This is a genomic window from Streptomyces sp. SID8352 (assembly GCF_009862265.1).
GTDB lineage: Bacteria > Actinomycetota > Actinomycetes > Streptomycetales > Streptomycetaceae > Streptomyces.
Window position 1 is genome coordinate 116,160 of sequence record NZ_WWGX01000038.1, and the last position, 15,765, is coordinate 131,924.

At 73.2% G+C, this 15,765-nt stretch carries 13 protein-coding genes; 10 read left to right on the forward strand and 3 right to left on the reverse strand.

Going from position 1 to position 15,765, the window contains the following annotated elements; all coding sequences use genetic code 11:
* Positions 1-56: 56 nt before the first annotated feature.
* The gene (locus GTY84_RS13425) at positions 57-1,022 is read right to left on the reverse strand and encodes a RecB family exonuclease (RefSeq protein WP_161226473.1); all 966 of its coding nucleotides are present in this window, start codon (positions 1,020-1,022) and stop codon (positions 57-59) included.
* A 151-nt stretch (positions 1,023-1,173) separates the two neighbouring features.
* Here GTY84_RS13425 and GTY84_RS33825 point away from each other — a divergent pair, with 151 nt between their 5' ends.
* The 3 genes from GTY84_RS33825 to GTY84_RS13445 all read left to right on the forward strand — a co-directional run bounded on the left by GTY84_RS33825 (position 1,174) and on the right by GTY84_RS13445 (position 5,113).
* Complete coding sequence (locus GTY84_RS33825; protein ID WP_345943424.1) at positions 1,174-3,285, forward strand: site-2 protease family protein; 2,112 nt, start codon at positions 1,174-1,176, stop codon at positions 3,283-3,285.
* Positions 3,286-3,332: 47 nt separating this feature from the next.
* Positions 3,333-4,235 carry a tRNA (adenine-N1)-methyltransferase gene (locus GTY84_RS13440; protein ID WP_161226474.1) on the forward strand — a complete coding sequence of 301 codons (903 nt, stop codon included), beginning with the start codon at positions 3,333-3,335 and terminating at the stop codon, positions 4,233-4,235.
* 302 nt (positions 4,236-4,537) lie between these two features.
* A complete protein-coding gene (locus tag GTY84_RS13445) occupies positions 4,538-5,113 on the forward strand; it encodes a hypothetical protein (RefSeq protein ID WP_161226475.1) in 576 nt (191 codons plus the stop codon).
* A 97-nt stretch (positions 5,114-5,210) separates the two neighbouring features.
* On the opposite strand, the gene GTY84_RS13450 is transcribed toward GTY84_RS13445, so the two are convergent.
* Positions 5,211-5,516: a ferredoxin gene (locus tag GTY84_RS13450; RefSeq protein WP_161226530.1), complete on the reverse strand. Its 306-nt coding sequence runs from the start codon at positions 5,514-5,516 to the stop codon at positions 5,211-5,213.
* A gap of 248 nt (positions 5,517-5,764) precedes the next feature.
* On the opposite strand from GTY84_RS13450, the gene arc reads away from it, so the two are divergent.
* The 5 genes from arc to prcA all read left to right on the forward strand — a co-directional run bounded on the left by arc (position 5,765) and on the right by prcA (position 11,611).
* Positions 5,765-7,531: a proteasome ATPase gene (arc, locus tag GTY84_RS13455; RefSeq protein WP_161226476.1), complete on the forward strand. Its 1,767-nt coding sequence runs from the start codon at positions 5,765-5,767 to the stop codon at positions 7,529-7,531.
* A 225-nt stretch (positions 7,532-7,756) separates the two neighbouring features.
* The gene (dop, locus tag GTY84_RS13460; RefSeq protein ID WP_345943425.1) at positions 7,757-9,268 is read left to right on the forward strand and encodes a depupylase/deamidase Dop; all 1,512 of its coding nucleotides are present in this window, start codon (positions 7,757-7,759) and stop codon (positions 9,266-9,268) included.
* A gap of 176 nt (positions 9,269-9,444) precedes the next feature.
* On the forward strand, positions 9,445-9,663 hold the full coding sequence (locus GTY84_RS13465; protein ID WP_161226477.1) for a ubiquitin-like protein Pup: 219 nt from the start codon (positions 9,445-9,447) through the stop codon (positions 9,661-9,663).
* Positions 9,664-9,929: 266 nt separating this feature from the next.
* Positions 9,930-10,775 (forward strand): proteasome subunit beta, encoded by an 846-nt coding sequence (gene prcB, locus GTY84_RS13470; protein ID WP_161226478.1) that lies wholly within the window; start codon positions 9,930-9,932, stop codon positions 10,773-10,775.
* Between the two features lie 71 nt (positions 10,776-10,846).
* Entirely contained in the window at positions 10,847-11,611 is a 765-nt protein-coding gene (gene prcA, locus GTY84_RS13475; RefSeq protein ID WP_161226479.1) for a proteasome subunit alpha, read from the forward strand.
* A 325-nt stretch (positions 11,612-11,936) separates the two neighbouring features.
* On the opposite strand, the gene GTY84_RS13480 is transcribed toward prcA, so the two are convergent.
* Complete coding sequence (locus GTY84_RS13480) at positions 11,937-12,974, reverse strand: LacI family DNA-binding transcriptional regulator (RefSeq protein ID WP_161226480.1); 1,038 nt, start codon at positions 12,972-12,974, stop codon at positions 11,937-11,939.
* Positions 12,975-13,079: 105 nt separating this feature from the next.
* Between GTY84_RS13480 and GTY84_RS13485 the strand changes: the two genes are divergently transcribed.
* Positions 13,080-14,339, forward strand: a complete 1,260-nt coding sequence (locus tag GTY84_RS13485; protein WP_161226481.1) for an MFS transporter — start codon at positions 13,080-13,082, stop codon at positions 14,337-14,339.
* Positions 14,340-14,348: 9 nt separating this feature from the next.
* On the forward strand, positions 14,349-15,710 hold the full coding sequence (gene pafA, locus GTY84_RS13490; RefSeq protein WP_161226482.1) for a Pup--protein ligase: 1,362 nt from the start codon (positions 14,349-14,351) through the stop codon (positions 15,708-15,710).
* Positions 15,711-15,765 lie beyond the last annotated feature (55 nt).

Sequence of the window (15,765 nt, forward strand, 5' to 3'; positions counted from 1 at the left end):
CGGCCCGCGCGGCGCCGGGCGTGGCGCGGGACGTCGCGCGGCGGGCCCGGACCGCGCTAGCCGGACAGCCGGTCCCCGCCGGGCGCCCGCACCGGCAGCGGATAGGGCGGGGGAGTGCCGCCGTACTCCGGGCAGTGGGCCTGGTGGTCGCACCAACCGCACAGCTTGGTCGGCCGGGGCCGCCAGTCGCCCGTCTCCGTCGCCAGCCGGATCGCGTCCCACAGCGCGAGCAGCTTGCGCTCGACCCGCTCCAGGTCGGCGGGGACCGGATCGTAGGTGACCACGTCACCGCTGCCGAGGTAGACGAGCTGGAGGCGCCGGGGCAGCACCTTCTTGAGCCGCCAGACCACCAGCGCGTAGAACGTCATCTGGAACAGCGCGCCCTCGGCGTACTCCGGCCGGGGCGCCTTGCCCGTCTTGTAGTCGACGATCCGCACCTCGCCGGTGGGCGCCACGTCCACCCGGTCGATGATGCCGCGCAGCCGCAGCCCGGAGTCCAGTTCGGCCTCGACGAACAGCTCGCGCTCGGCGGGCTCCAGCCGGGTGGGGTCCTCCAGCGCGAACCAGCGCTCCACCAGCCGCTCGGCCTCGCCCAGCCAGCGGGCCAGCCGCTCGCCGCCGGGGTCGTCGGCGAACAGCTCGCCCACCTCCGGCCTGCTCTCCCGCAGCCGGTCCCACTGCCCCGGCACCAGCGACCGCGCGTGCGGCGCGGTGCGCTCGGCGGCGGGGGCGTCGAAGAGGCGCTCCAGCACCGCGTGCACGAGGGTGCCCCGGGTCGCGGCCTCGCTGGGCTTCTCCGGCAGCCGGTCGATCACCCGGAACCGGTAGAGCAGCGGGCACTGCATGAAGTCCCCGGCGCGGGACGGCGAGAGGGAGGCGGGCGCGCCGGCCGCCGTCGCCCCGGCCGCGGGGGCGACGGACCCGGACGACGCCCCCGCCGCCGCGCCGCCGTCCTCCGCCGCTGCCGATGCCGGTGCGGTGCCGTCGGCGTCCCGCGCGGCCTCCTCGATGCTCGTCTCCATGCCCACGAACCTTACGGCCCGGCACCGACAGTCACCCACCGTCGAGGGAACCCCGGGTGCCGGGGCGGGGCACGCGGCACCGGACGCATACCATCGACCGCAGACCCTCCCGCCCGCCAGGCGCGGGAGACGCATCGAACGAGGGGACACCGTGGACGTGAGCGGCGGGAGCGGGCAGCCGCGGTCCGGCAAGGACGAGCCGGCGGAGCCGGAGGCGACCCCGGCGGCCCCGGCCGCCGGTGCCGGTCCCGCCGGACGCCCGCCGGAGGGCGCGCCGTCCGGCCCCGACGCCGGTCCGGCCACCCCGGACAACGCCCCGGGCGGTCCTTCGGACGCCCCCGCCGGTGCCGGGGAGACGGCCCCGGGCGGCCCGGCGGACACTGCCCCGGCCGACCGCCCCGACGACGCCACCTCCGGCGGCACCCCGCACGGCCCCCCGGCACCCCCGCCGGGCTCCGACGACGGCGGGAGCGGCACCCCCGGCGAGGGGCACGGCGACGAAGACGGCCCCGCCCGCGACGGCGGTGACCGCGCCCGCGACGGCGAACACCCCGCCCCCGCCCCCGACGTCGACGAGTCCCGCGGCGGCGGGCCCGGCGGCGGAGAGACCCCCGCCCCCGGCGGCGGCCGGTCCCACGACGGCGACCCCGGCCCCCACGGCACCCGCCCCGGCCACGCGCCCGCCGCCGACGGCCGGCGGGCCCCCGCTCACGGCGACGGCGACCGGGCCGGCCACGGTCACCGGGCCCCCACCTCCCACGACGGTGGCGGGGCCCCCGCCCGCGACGGTGGCCACGCCCCCCACGACACCCACCCGCGTCACGCGCACGCCGCCGGCGGTGAGGCCCCCGCTTCCCACGACGGTGGCGCGGCCCCCGCCCACGACGGCGGCGACCGGGACCGCCGCGGTGACGATCACGCCGGTGACACCCACCCCCGCCACGCCCACGCCGACAGCGGCGGCCACGGCGCCCCCCACCACCCCGCCCACCCCCCGAGCGCCCACGTCACCGGTCGCCCCGCCGCGGGAACCGACCCCGACCACGAGCGGCGCTCCCGCGCCCACGCCGGGGGCGACGCGGCACCGGGCCCGGGCCCGCGGCGCCGCCGCGAGCCCGGCGGCGGGCTGCTGATGGGGCGGCCGTTCGGCGTACCCGTCTACGTCGCGCCGAGCTGGTTCCTGGTCGCCATCCTGATCACCTGGGTGTTCGGCGGCCAGCTCGACCGCGTCCTGCCCGACCTCGGCGCCGCCCGCTACCTCGTCTCCCTCTTCTTCGCCGTCGCCTTCTACGCCTCCGTCCTCGTCCACGAACTCGCCCACACCGTCGCCGCGCTCCGCTTCAAGCTGCCGGTGCGCCGCATCCAGCTCCAGTTCTTCGGCGGCGTCTCCGAGATCGAGAAGGAGGCCGAGACCCCGGGCCGGGAGTTCGTCCTGGCCTTCGTCGGCCCGCTGCTCTCCCTCGTCCTGGCCGGCGTCTTCTACCTCGCCCTGCTGCCCGTCGACCCCGGCAGCGTCCCCGGCGTCCTGCTGGCCGGCCTGATGATCTCCAACCTGATCGTCGCCGCCTTCAACTTCCTCCCCGGCCTCCCCCTGGACGGCGGCCGGATGCTGCGCGCCGTCGTCTGGAAGATCACCGGCAAGCCCATGAGCGGCACCGTCGCCGCCGCCTGGGTCGGCCGCGCGCTCGCCGTCAGCGTCCTGATCGGGCTGCCCCTGCTCACCCAGTCCGGTGCCCTCGGCGCCGGGGCCGTGGACAACGTCGGCATGGACACCGTGATGGACGCCCTGCTGGCCGCCATCCTCGCCGCGATCATCTGGACCGGCGCGGGCAACAGCCTGCGCATGGCCCGGCTGCGCGAGCACCTGCCCGAGCTGCGCGCCCGCGCCCTGACCCGGCGCGCCGTCCCCGTCCCCGCCGACACCCCGCTCTCGGAGGCGCTGCGCCGCGCCAACGCCGCCGGCGCCCGCGCCCTGGTCGTCGTCGACGCGGACGGCGGGCCCGTCTCCCTGGTCCGCGAGGCCGCCATCGTCGGCGTGCCCGAGCACCGCCGCCCGTGGGTCCCCGTCAGCGGGCTCGCCCAGGACATCACCGAGGGCATGCGGCTCTCCGCCGAACTGACCGGGGAGGAGCTTCTGGACGCCCTGCGCGCCAGCCCGGCCACCGAGTACCTGGTGGTCGAGGAGACCGGTGAGATCTACGGCGTGCTCTCCGCCGCCGACGTCGAGCGGGCCTTCGTCAAGGCCATGGCCCGCCCCTCCTGACGGACCGCGTGGTCGGCGGCCCCTCCGGGGACCGGTAGGCTGGTCACATGTCCGAACCGACCGGTGCCGCCCGCAGGCGCGGGCCCTTCAAGGTCGGGGACCAGGTTCAGCTCACCGACCCCAAGGGCCGCCACTACACGTTCACGCTCGAGGCCGGGAAGAACTTCCACACCCACAAGGGTTCCTTCCCGCACGACGAACTGATCGGCGCTCCCGAGGGCAGCGTGGTCCGCACCACCGGGAACGTCGCCTATCTGGCGCTGCGCCCCCTGCTCCCCGACTACGTCCTGTCCATGCCCCGCGGGGCAGCCGTCGTCTACCCGAAGGACGCGGGCCAGATCCTGGCCTTCGCCGACATCTTCCCCGGCGCCCGGGTCGTCGAGGCCGGCGTCGGCTCCGGCTCGCTCAGCAGCTTCCTGCTCCGCGCCATCGGCGACCAGGGCATGCTGCACTCCTACGAGCGGCGCGCCGACTTCGCGGAGATCGCGCAGGCCAACGTGGAGCGCTACTTCGGCGGCCCGCACCCCGCCTGGCAGCTCACCGTCGGCGACCTCCAGGACAACCTGTCCGACACCGACGTCGACCGCGTCATCCTGGACATGCTCGCCCCCTGGGAGTGCCTGGAGGCCGTCTCCAAGGCGCTGGTCCCCGGCGGCATCCTGTGCTGCTACGTGGCCACCACCACCCAGCTCGCCCGCACCGTCGAGTCCATCCGCGAGATCGGCAGCTTCAACGAGCCGACCGCCTGGGAGTCGATGATCCGCAACTGGCACATCGAGGGCCTGGCCGTCCGCCCGGACCACCGGATGATCGGCCACACCGGCTTCCTGCTCACCGCCCGCCGCCTCGCGGACGGCGTCGAGCCGCCCATGCGCCGCCGCCGCCCCGCCAAGGGCGCCTACGGCGAGGACTACGCCGGCCCCAACGCCGACGGGGGCTCCGGCCGCTGAGGCGCGCCCCGTCCCGGTGGAACGCACCGGCGCCGCGGCGGAGTTCCCCGAGACCGGGCACAACTCCGACGCGGCGCCGCCGTCTTCACCGCCCACCCCGCCGCACCGCCTCCGTACCTCCCCGCGCACCGGCCGCCGCGCCCCACCCGCGCACCGGCCGCCGTTCTCCCGCCGCACGGCCCCGGCGCACCGCCCCGCGGTGGCGGCCCCGCCCCGCGCACCCCGCCGTTCCCCCGCCCCGCGACGCTGTGGCACGATGCAGGCCACCCCCACCGGCACAGCCCTCACAGGAGACACTCCTCGTGCAGCATCCCGCCGTTCCGGACCTCGCGCACACCCGTGCCCGGCCGATCCACTGGGTCGCCACGGCCGCCGCCGTCGCCGGGGTCGTGGCCCTGTCCCCGCTGCTCGCGCCCGGCCCCGCGACGGCCCGGCACACGGCGGCCACCGGCACCGGGACGGCCCCGGGGCGCGCGGCGCCGCCCGACGCGGAGGGTGTGGCGTTCCCCCTGGAGTGCGGCCCCGTCCGGGCGGTGGTGGCGAGGAAGGCCGTCGGCGACCTCGACGGCGACGGCCGGCCCGAGACCGTGGCCGCCGTCCACTGCGACGCCCCCATGGGGACCCCGCCCGACGGGGTGTACGTCCTCACGCGCGGGGACGGCGGCGCCCCCCGGCTGGTGGCGACCCTGGTGGACCCCGCCGAGCGCCGGACGGTCACCCGGCTCGCGGTGCGGGACGGAGTGGTTCTGGCCACGCTGCTCGGCTATTCCTCGGCCACGGTGCCGAGTTGCTGCCCCGACCTCTCGGACGACGTGAAGTGGCGGTGGGGCAACGGCGTGTTCGTCCGCGAAGCGGCCGCCGGGGCGCGGGGCGTCTGAGCCGCCGGCCGCCACCGCCCGTGCGCCGCGCGGCGCCACCCGCTCGGGGCGGGCCGCCGCGGCGGTCACCGGACGCGCACGTCACCTCACGGCGCGGTCACGGCGCGTCGGGACCGTAGACCTCGGTCCTGTCCGAAACGCGGCGCACGTGGATGCACTCGCCGGGGCACTCCTTCGCGGAGTCCACCACGTCCGCGAGGAGCGGCAACGGCACCGGGGCCGCCGCCCCCTGGTCCTGCAGCAGCTCGTCGTCGGCGCCCTTGACGTAGGCCAGGCCGTCGATGTCCAGCTCGAAGACCCCGGGCGCGTACTGGGCGCAGATGCCGTCCCCGGTACACAGGTCCTGGTCGATCCAGACCTCCAGTGCCTCGCTCCCGGTACCGGCCTCCTGCTGCACGATCATTCCCATCCTGCCGTTTCCTGCGCCGTTCCCGGCCGGGAATCCGGCCAGCTCCGACGGGTGTTGAACATCTCGACCCTACCTCCGCCGGGATTCTCTTCACGGCCGATGGGTATTCCCCTGGCGTGAGGGAGAGCGCAAGGGTGAAGATCGGACACACCCCGACCGTCTTTGTGATCTAGGGGTTTCAATCGACACCCACCCAGGTAGGGTCTGGAAGCGTCCAGCTCCCCTTGGAGGAGGTGAGGACCGTGGCAGCCCACGACGACGACATGAACCGCGGCATCCGCCCGGGACGCGGGTCCGACGACCCGGCCGGGCAGGTGGCCTATCTTGAGCAGGAGATCGCCGTCCTGCGACGCAAGCTCGCCGACTCTCCGCGGCACACGAGAATTCTCGAAGAGCGGATCGTCGAGCTGCAGACCAACCTGGCCGGCGTGTCCGCGCAGAACGAGCGGCTGGCCAACACGCTCCGCGAGGCCCGCGACCAGATCGTGGCCCTCAAGGAGGAGGTCGACCGCCTGGCCCAGCCCCCGGCCGGATTCGGCGTCTTCCTGCAGGCGAACGAGGACGGCACCGCCGACATCTTCACCGGCGGCCGCAAGCTCCGGGTCAACGTCAGTCCGGGCGTCGAACTGGACGGGCTGCGGCGCGGCCAGGAAGTGATGCTCAACGAGGCGCTCAACGTGGTCGAGGCCATGGCCTACGAGAGCGTCGGCGACATCGTCACCCTCAAGGAGATCCTGGAGGACGGCGAGCGCGCCCTGGTGCTCGGCCACACCGACGAGGAGCGCGTGGTCCGGCTCGCCGAGCCGCTGCGCGGGGTGACCATCCGCCCCGGTGACGCCCTCCTGCTCGAACCCCGCTCCGGCTACGTCTACGAGGTCGTGCCCAAGAGCGAGGTCGAGGAGCTGGTCCTCGAAGAGGTCCCCGACATCGGCTACGAGCAGATCGGCGGCCTCGGCGGCCAGATCGAGATGATCCGCGACGCGGTCGAGCTGCCGTACCTCTACCCCGACCTGTTCAAGGAGCACGAGCTGAGGCCGCCCAAGGGCGTCCTGCTCTACGGCCCGCCCGGATGCGGCAAGACGCTCATCGCCAAGGCGGTGGCGAACTCGCTGGCCAAGAAGGTCGCCGAGGTGACCGGCCAGGCCGCGGGCAAGAGCTTCTTCCTCAACATCAAGGGCCCGGAGCTGCTCAACAAGTACGTCGGCGAGACCGAGCGGCAGATCCGCCTCGTCTTCCAGCGTGCCCGGGAGAAGGCCAGCGAGGGCACGCCGGTCATCGTCTTCTTCGACGAGATGGAGTCCCTCTTCCGCACCCGCGGCTCCGGCGTCAGCTCGGACGTGGAGAACACCATCGTCCCGCAGCTCCTCGCGGAGATCGACGGCGTGGAGGGCCTGCAGAACGTGGTCGTGATCGGTGCCTCCAACCGCGAGGACATGATCGACCCCGCCATCCTGCGGCCCGGCCGGCTCGATGTGAAGATCAAGATCGAGCGTCCGGACGCCGAGGCGGCCAAGGACATCTTCGGCAAGTACCTCACCGAGAGGCTCCCGCTGCACACCGAGGACCTCGCGGAGCACGACAAGGACAAGGCGGCCACCGTCCAGAGCATGATCCAGACGGCGGTGGAACACATGTACGCCGAATCCGAGGAGAACCGCTTCCTGGAAGTCACCTACGCCAACGGCGACAAGGAAGTCCTCTATTTCAAGGACTTCAATTCCGGCGCCATGATCGAGAACATCGTGGGCCGCGCCAAGAAGATGGCGATCAAGGACTTCCTGGAAAAGGACCAGAAGGGCCTCCGCGTCTCCCATCTCCTCCAGGCGTGCGTGGACGAGTTCAAGGAGAACGAGGACCTCCCCAACACCACCAACCCGGACGACTGGGCCCGGATCTCCGGAAAGAAGGGTGAGCGGATCGTGTACATCCGCACCCTGGTCACCGGAAAGCAGGGCGCGGACACCGGACGCTCCATCGACACGGTGGCGAACACCGGGCAGTACCTGTAGGAGCGGGGCGGCTGCGGGTGCCCTCGGCGGGTACCCGCAGCCGGCTGTTTTGGGGGTCCACGGCTGGAGCAGGGCAATGACGCAAATGATCTCCCCGCCGGCGCAGAGGCGTTCTAGGCTCGTGCGTACCGCCGGTTCGCGCGGTGCGGGGACGGGCACCGCACACGCACCGGAGCGCCACGTGAGCGACGCCCCCGACCGAGGGCGCCGGGCAAGGAGGGCCGCATGACCGTACGGCGAGTAATGGGCATCGAAACGGAGTACGGCATCTCCGTCCCCGGCCACCCCAATGCCAATGCCATGCTCACCTCGTCCCAGATCGTCAACGCCTACGCCGCGGCGATGCACCGGGCCCGCCGGGCCCGCTGGGACTTCGAGGAGGAGAACCCGCTGCGGGACGCGCGGGGCTTCGACCTCGCCCGGGAGGCCGCCGACTCCAGCCAGCTCACCGACGAGGACATCGGCCTGGCCAACGTGATCCTCACCAACGGCGCCCGGCTCTACGTCGACCACGCCCACCCCGAGTACAGCGCCCCCGAGGTCACCAACCCGCGCGACGCCGTGCTGTGGGACAAGGCGGGCGAGCGGATCATGGCGGAGGCGGCCGAGCGGGCGGCCCAGCTCCCCGGCGCCCAGCCGATCCACCTCTACAAGAACAACACCGACAACAAGGGCGCCTCCTACGGCACCCACGAGAACTACCTGATGAAGCGGGAGACCGCCTTCTCGGACATCGTGCGGCACCTGACCCCGTTCTTCGTCTCCCGCCAGGTCGTCACCGGCGCCGGACGCGTCGGTATCGGCCAGGACGGGCACGAGCACGGCTTCCAGATCAGCCAGCGCGCGGACTACTTCGAGGTCGAGGTCGGGCTGGAGACGACCCTCAAGCGGCCCATCATCAACACCCGCGACGAACCGCACGCGGACGCCGAGAAGTACCGCCGGCTGCACGTGATCATCGGTGACGCGAACCTCTCGGAGATCTCCACCTACCTCAAGCTGGGCACCACGGCGCTGGTGCTCTCCATGATCGAGGACGGGTTCATCGCCGTCGACCTCGCCGTCGACCAGCCCGTCCGCACCCTGCACCAGGTCTCCCACGACCCCTCGCTGCGCCGGTTGGTCACGCTGCGCAGCGGGCGGACGCTCACCGCCGTCCAGCTCCAGATGGAGTACTACGAGCTGGCCCGCAAGTACGTCGAGGAGCGGTACGGGGCGGACGCCGACGACCAGACCAAGGACGTCCTGGGCCGCTGGGAGGACACCCTCAACCGGCTGGAGAACGATCCGATGAGCCTGGCCGGTGAGCTGGACTGGGTGGCCAAGCTGGAGCTGATGCAGGGCTACCGGCGCCGCGACGGCCTGGACTGGGACGCCGCCCGCCTGCATCTGGTCGACCTCCAGTACGCGGACGTACGGGCCGAGAAGGGCCTCTACAACCGTCTGGTGGAGCGCGGACGGGTCAAACGGCTGCTGGACGAGTCCGAGGTCGAGCGGGCGCGGACGAAGCCGCCGGAGGACACCCGGGCGTACTTCCGCGGGCGCTGCCTGGAGCAGTACGCCGACGACGTGGCGGCGGCCTCCTGGGACTCGGTGATCTTCGATCTGCCGGGCCGGGACTCGCTCCAGCGGGTCCCCACCATGGAGCCGCTGCGCGGGACGCGCAACCACGTCAAGGCGCTGCTGGACCGCTGCCGCACCGCGGAGGACCTGGTCAGGGTCCTGTCCGGCGAGTGAGAGGGCCGGGTGGGTACCCGGGGAAAGTCGGCCGGACAGGGTGGAAACCACCGGGTCCGGGAACCATTGAGGTGGCCCCCGCGCGTTGGAGGGACGCGGGGTGATGTCGGACCCGGCTAGTAGGGTCTGATCTTGACCGAGCAACTGTGTCGGGCGAACCGAGCGGGGTGAGGGTGATGGCGACCAAGGACACCGGCGGCGGGCAGCAGAAGGCCACGCGTTCCACCGAGGAGGCCGAGGAGCAGGCGCAGGACGCGCAGGTATCCGAGGACCTCAAGGAGCGCCAGGAGAAGCTCAGCGACGACGTGGACTCCGTCCTGGACGAGATCGACGACGTCCTGGAGGAGAACGCGGAGGACTTCGTGCGGTCCTTCGTGCAGAAGGGCGGCCAGTAGGCCGACCCCTCCGCCCCGCGCGCCCCGGCGGCGCCCGGGGCGGGGCGAGGGGTTCGACCGGGGCGCGCGGTGCGGTGGGACCGCGCCGCGCTCCGTCGTCGACGGGGGCCGGGGGGTTCGTTCCGCGGTTTCCGCCGAGTGTGTGGATCACCGCCGCCAGGCGGGTAGGGTCCGTGGCACGGCTCACTTGGGGGCACCGGCCGGCGGCCGGTGGCGGACAAGGGGCACGGCTGACCAGCAGACGCAGAGTACGTGGAAGGAAACGCGTGGAAGCCAACACTCGTAGCACCGGGCGTCTACCGGCCGCCTTCCTGACGCCCGGGTCCTCCTCCTTCATGGACTTCCTCGGGGAGCACCAGCCGGAGATGCTGCCGGGCAACCGGCAGCTCCCGCCGGTGCAGGGCGTGGTCGAGGCGCCGCACGGGACGACGATCGTGGCCGTCACCTTCCCCGGCGGCGTCGTGCTCGCCGGTGACCGGCGGGCCACCATGGGCAACGTCATCGCCCAGCGGGACATCGAGAAGGTCTTCCCGGCCGACGAGCACTCCGCGGTGGGCATCGCCGGCACGGCGGGCCTGGCCGTGGAGATGGTCAAGCTCTTCCAGCTCGAACTGGAGCACTTCGAGAAGGTCGAGGGCGCCCAGCTCTCCCTGGAGGGCAAGGCCAACCGGCTGTCCACGATGATCCGGTCCAACCTCGGCATGGCGATGCAGGGCCTCGCCGTGGTGCCGCTGTTCGCCGGGTACGACGTGGACCGGGGCCGCGGCCGCATCTTCTCCTACGACGTGACCGGCGGGCGCTCCGAGGAGCACCACTTCGCGACCACCGGCTCGGGCTCGGTCTTCGCCCGCGGGGCGATGAAGAAGCTCTTCCACGGCGACCTCACCGAGGAGCAGGCCACCACGCTGGTGGTCCAGGCGCTCTACGACGCGGCGGACGACGACTCGGCGACCGGTGGTCCCGATGTCGCGCGCCGGATCTATCCGATCATCACCGTGATCACCGGGGACGGCTTCCGCCGGCTCACCGAGGACGAGTCCTCCCAGCTCTCCCGCTCGGTCCTGGAACGGCGCCTGGAGCAGCCGGACGGGCCGAGGGCCGCGCTGCTGTGACGGCGGCCGGGCCCTCCGGCGTGTGCAGGACAGGTGGTCCAGTGACTTCGACAGAAAGGGACGGATAACCGGTGTCGACTCCGTTCTACGTCTCACCCCAGCAGGCGATGGCCGACCGGGCTGAGTACGCCCGCAAGGGCATCGCCCGAGGCCGCAGCCTGGTCGTGCTGCAGTACACCGACGGCATCGTCTTCGTCGGCGAGAACCCGTCCCGCGCGCTGCACAAGTTCAGCGAGATCTACGACCGGATCGGCTTCGCGGCCGCCGGCAAGTACAACGAGTACGAGAACCTGCGGATCGGCGGAGTCCGCTACGCCGACCTGCGCGGCTACACGTACGACCGGGACGACGTGACCGCCCGGGGACTGGCGAACGTGTACGCCCAGACGCTCGGCACGATCTTCTCCAGCGCGGGGGAGAAGCCGTACGAGGTGGAGCTGGTGGTCGCCGAGGTCGGCGAGACGCCCGAGGGCGACCAGATCTACCGGCTGCCGCACGACGGCTCCATCGTCGACGAGCACGGCTCGGTCGCGGTCGGCGGCAACGCGGAGCAGATCAGCGGATACCTGGACCAGCGCCACAGGGACGGGATGACGCTGGCGGAGGCCCTGAAGCTGGCCGTGCAGGCGCTCTCCCGCGACACCAACGGCAGCGAGCGGGAGATCCCGGCGGAGCGGCTGGAGGTCGCGGTGCTGGACCGGACGCGGCCGCAGAAGCGCAAGTTCAAGCGGATCGTCGGTGACCGGCTCTCGCGGCTGCTGGACGAGGCGACCGGGGCGGCCCCGGCGCCGTCCGACGCGGAGCCCTCGGCCGGGGGCGACGACGAGGACGCGTGACCCCGGGCCCGCCGAGGGCGGGCCCGCCCCCCGCCGGTGACTGGGGCCCCACCGGGAGTCCGGTGGTTGCACCGCGGTGCCGGGGCCGCCCCGCAGGCTCGGCCTCCCGGCCCCGGGCGCTCCACCGTGCCGCGTCGCCCTCATCGCCGGTCCAGGGGCTTCCCCCGCTCGTCGTCGGATCCCGACCCCGGGGTGCGCCGCGGGCTGGTGTGAGCCGTCGCCGGGTGGGTCCACCCCCGGGATCGCCGGGCTGCCGGACCTCCTCGCGGACGATCCGGACCCCGATGTGCGGGACGCGGTGGAGTTCGTCCGCGAGAACGCCCGATCAGCCCGGTACGGGGGCGGGGCCGTCGGCGGGCGGCGGGGCCGTGGAGCAGCGGGTGACCAGGGCGACCGGGATGTCGCCCGCCTCCGGGGTGCCGCCCTCCAGGACCGCCAGCAGGGCCCGCATGCCCCGCTCCCCGAACAGCTCCGCGTCCAGCCGCACCGTCGTCAGCTCCGGGTCGATCGCCGTGGCCAGGCCCAGGTCGTCGAGACCGGTGACCGACAGGTCGTCCGGGACGCGCAGCCGCGCCCGCCGCGCCGCCTTGTACACCCCGGCCGCCAGCTTGTCGTCGTCGCAGACCACCGCCGTGGGCCGGGGCCCCGGCCGCGCGAGGGCCGCCTCCGCCGCCCCGAGCGCGTCCTCGATCGAGATGGCCGCCCGCGCCGTCACCAGCGTCGTGCCCGGCACGGCCGACAGCCGCGCCGCCAGTTCCCGCGCCCGCACCTCGAAGGTCCAGGACGGCACGTCCGCCGCGAGGTGCAGGAAGCGCCGGTGGCCGAGGGCCAGCAGATGCTCCGTGACCTGCCGGATGCCGTCCGCGATGTCCAGGTTGACCGTCGCCGCGCCCAGGCTGCCCTCCGGGTCGCTGTCCAGCATCACCAGCGGCAGCTGGTCGCCCCGGATGGCCGTGAGGGCGTCGGCAGCCATCGACGAGGCGATGACCCCGTCGAGGGCGGCGGACGCGGAGGCGAAGGGGTCCCGGGCCGGGCCGACGCCCTCCGGCGAGGGATAGAGCACCACCCCGAAGCCGTGCTCGGCGGCCACCCGCGCGGCCCCCGTGTACACCCCGGCGAAGAACTCCGTGGTCAGCGCGGGCACCACCAGCAGCACCGTGCGGGTGCGGCCCAGCCGGAGGTTGCGGGCCGCGAGGTTGGGCCGGTAGCCCAGGGCGTCGGCGGCCTCCCGGACCCGCCGTGCCGTGGGCTCGGAGACCCGCCCCCGCCACTTGTCGCCCAGGACCAGGGAGACCGCCGCCTGGGAGACTCCGGCGGCGCGGGCGACGTCCCGGCTCGTGGGGCGGGCGCTGCCTCGTGACACCGTTCCCCCTCTGCTTTCGTCTGGACTCGTGAACAGCCGACATGGTACGTATGACGACGGAAGTTATACGTACAACGTCACCGTTCGCGAGACAGGGGATGGCCCGTGGTCGCCGGGTACCTGGAGATTCTGCGGGCGCGCCACGCCGCGCGGCTGCTCGTCGGCACGCTCGTGGGGCGGCTGCCCAACGCCACCGCCGCCATCGCGATCGTGCTCTTCGTCCGGGCCGAGGGCGGCTCCTACAGCCTCGCCGGGGCGCTGGCGGCCGTCTACGGTGTCGCCAACGCGGTCGGGCAGCCCGTGCTGGGCCGGCTCGTGGACCTGCGCGGCCAGCCGGGGGTGCAGTTGCCCGCCGCCGTCCTGTCGGCCCTGGCCATGGCGGCCTTCGCCCTCCTCGGCACCGGGAACGCCGCGGCGGCGTACGCGGCGGTGGCCGCCGCCGGGCTCCTCACCCCGCCGCTGGAGGGCGGGCTGCGGGCGCTGTGGCCGGGCGTGCTGGGCGGCGAGGGCCGGGTGCACGCGGCGTACGCCATGGACGCCGTCGCCCAGGAGGTCATGTTCACCGTCGGACCGCTGCTCGTGACCCTGAGCGCGTCCCTGTGGTCGGCCCGGGCCGCGCTGCTGGTCCTCAACGCCATCGGCGTGCTCGGCGCCCTCTCCGTGGTGCTGTCGCCCCCCTCGCGCGCCTGGCGTTCGGCGCCGCGCGAGGCGCACTGGCTGGGCGCCCTGCGCTCGGCGGGGCTGCTGGCGCTGCTCGGCGCCTTCCTGTTCGTCGGGATGGCCCTGGGCTCCATCACCGTCGCCTCCGTCTCCTACGCCGACGAGCACGGCGGCGACGCCGTCTACGGCTGGCTGATGGCCGCCCTGGGGCTCGGCGCGCTCGTCGGCGGCGCGGTCTACGGCGCCCGGGCGTGGCCCGGCGAGCCCGCCCGCCGACTGCGGGTGCTGGTGGCCCTGCTGGCGGTGTGTTACCTGCCGCTGACGCTGCGCCCGGACCCGGTGCCCATGGTGCTGCTGACCGCGCTCGCGGGCGTCTTCCTCGCCCCGGCCGTCGCCTGCGCCTTCGTCCTCGTCGACCGGCACGCGCCCCGGGGCACCGTGACGGAGGCGTTCTCCTGGCTGGTGACCACGTTCACCGTGGGCGCCTCGGTGGGGACCGGCCTCACCGGACCGGTCGTCGAGGCGGGCGGATCGCTCTGGGGGTTCGCGGTGCCCGGGGCCGCCGGGGCCCTGTCGCTGCTGGTCCTGGCCTGCACCGGACGGGTGCTCGCGGAGCCCGGCCGGGCGGCGGGAAAAACGGCTTCATCGGAAAATGATCCAAATCGTGCCGCCGAACCCCGTTTCAGCCCGGGCCACAAGGCGTAATGTTCAGTCATGGACCGCCGCATTTTCGGGCTGGAGAACGAGTACGGCGTCACGTGCACGTTCAGGGGACAGCGCCGCCTGTCTCCTGACGAGGTGGCAAGGTACCTTTTCCGCCGTGTCGTGTCATGGGGCCGCAGCAGCAATGTTTTCCTGCGCAACGGGGCCCGTCTCTACCTCGACGTGGGGTCGCACCCGGAATACGCGACACCCGAGTGTGACAACGTGATCGAACTCGTCACGCACGACAAGGCGGGCGAGCGCATTCTCGAAGGACTGCAGGTCGACGCCGAACGACGCCTGCACGAGGAGGGAATCGCGGGCGACGTCTACCTGTTCAAGAACAACACCGACTCCGCCGGAAACTCCTACGGCTGCCACGAGAATTATCTGGTGGCCCGCCACGGGGAGTTCTCCCGGCTCGCGGACATCCTCATCCCGTTCCTCGTCACCCGGCAGCTCATCTGCGGTGCCGGAAAGGTGCTGCAGACACCGCGCGGCGCCGTCTACTGCGTCAGCCAGCGCGCCGAGCACATCTGGGAGGGCGTCTCCTCCGCGACGACCCGCTCCCGGCCCATCATCAACACCCGGGACGAACCGCACGCCGACGCCGAGCGCTACCGGCGGCTGCACGTCATCGTGGGCGACTCCAACATGTCCGAGACGACCATGCTCCTCAAGGTCGGCGCCACCGACCTGGTGCTGCGCATGATCGAGGCGGGCACCGTCATGCGCGACCTCACCCTGGAGAACCCGATCCGGGCCATCCGCGAGGTCAGCCACGACATCACCGGCCAGCGCAAGGTGCGCCTGGCCAGTGGCCGGGAGGCGTCCGCGCTGGAGGTGCAGCGGGAGTACTACGAGAAGGCCGTGGACTTCTGCGAGCGCCGCGGAATCCGCACCGGCACCGTCGAGCGGGTGCTGGAGCTCTGGGGCCGCACCCTGGACGCCGTCGAGACCGAGGACCTCGACCGGGTCGGCACCGAGATCGACTGGGTCATGAAGTACAAGCTCCTGGAGCGCTACCGGGCCAAGCACAACATGACCATGTCGAACCCGCGGGTCGCGCAGATAGACCTCGCCTACCACGACATCCACCGCCGCCGCGGCCTGTACTACCTGCTGGAGAGGAAGGGGCAGGCCGCCCGGGTCGCCGACGACCTGAAGATCTTCGAGGGCAAGTCCGTCCCGCCGCAGACCACTCGGGCCCGGCTGCGCGGCGACTTCATCCGGCGGGCCCAGGAGCAGCGCCGGGACTTCACGGTCGACTGGGTCCACCTCAAGCTCAACGACCAGGCGCAGCGCACCGTGTTGTGCAAGGACCCGTTCCGCTCCGTGGACGACCGGGTGGAGAAGCTGATCGCCGGAATGTGACCGGGTGACGGGGGGCACGCGTATCCGCACCCGGTGCCGGAACGCCACACGGGCG

Coding starts and splice junctions, on each gene's coding strand:
- GTY84_RS13465 (WP_161226477.1), top strand. CDS start 9,445: ATGGCGACCAAGGACACCGGCGGCGGGCAGCAGAAGGCCACGCGTTCC.
- GTY84_RS13440 (WP_161226474.1), top strand. CDS start 3,333: ATGTCCGAACCGACCGGTGCCGCCCGCAGGCGCGGGCCCTTCAAGGTC.
- GTY84_RS13425 (WP_161226473.1), bottom strand. CDS start 1,022: ATGGAGACGAGCATCGAGGAGGCCGCGCGGGACGCCGACGGCACCGCA.
- GTY84_RS13450 (WP_161226530.1), bottom strand. CDS start 5,516: ATGATCGTGCAGCAGGAGGCCGGTACCGGGAGCGAGGCACTGGAGGTC.
- pafA (WP_161226482.1), top strand. CDS start 14,349: ATGGACCGCCGCATTTTCGGGCTGGAGAACGAGTACGGCGTCACGTGC.
- dop (WP_345943425.1), top strand. CDS start 7,757: ATGACCGTACGGCGAGTAATGGGCATCGAAACGGAGTACGGCATCTCC.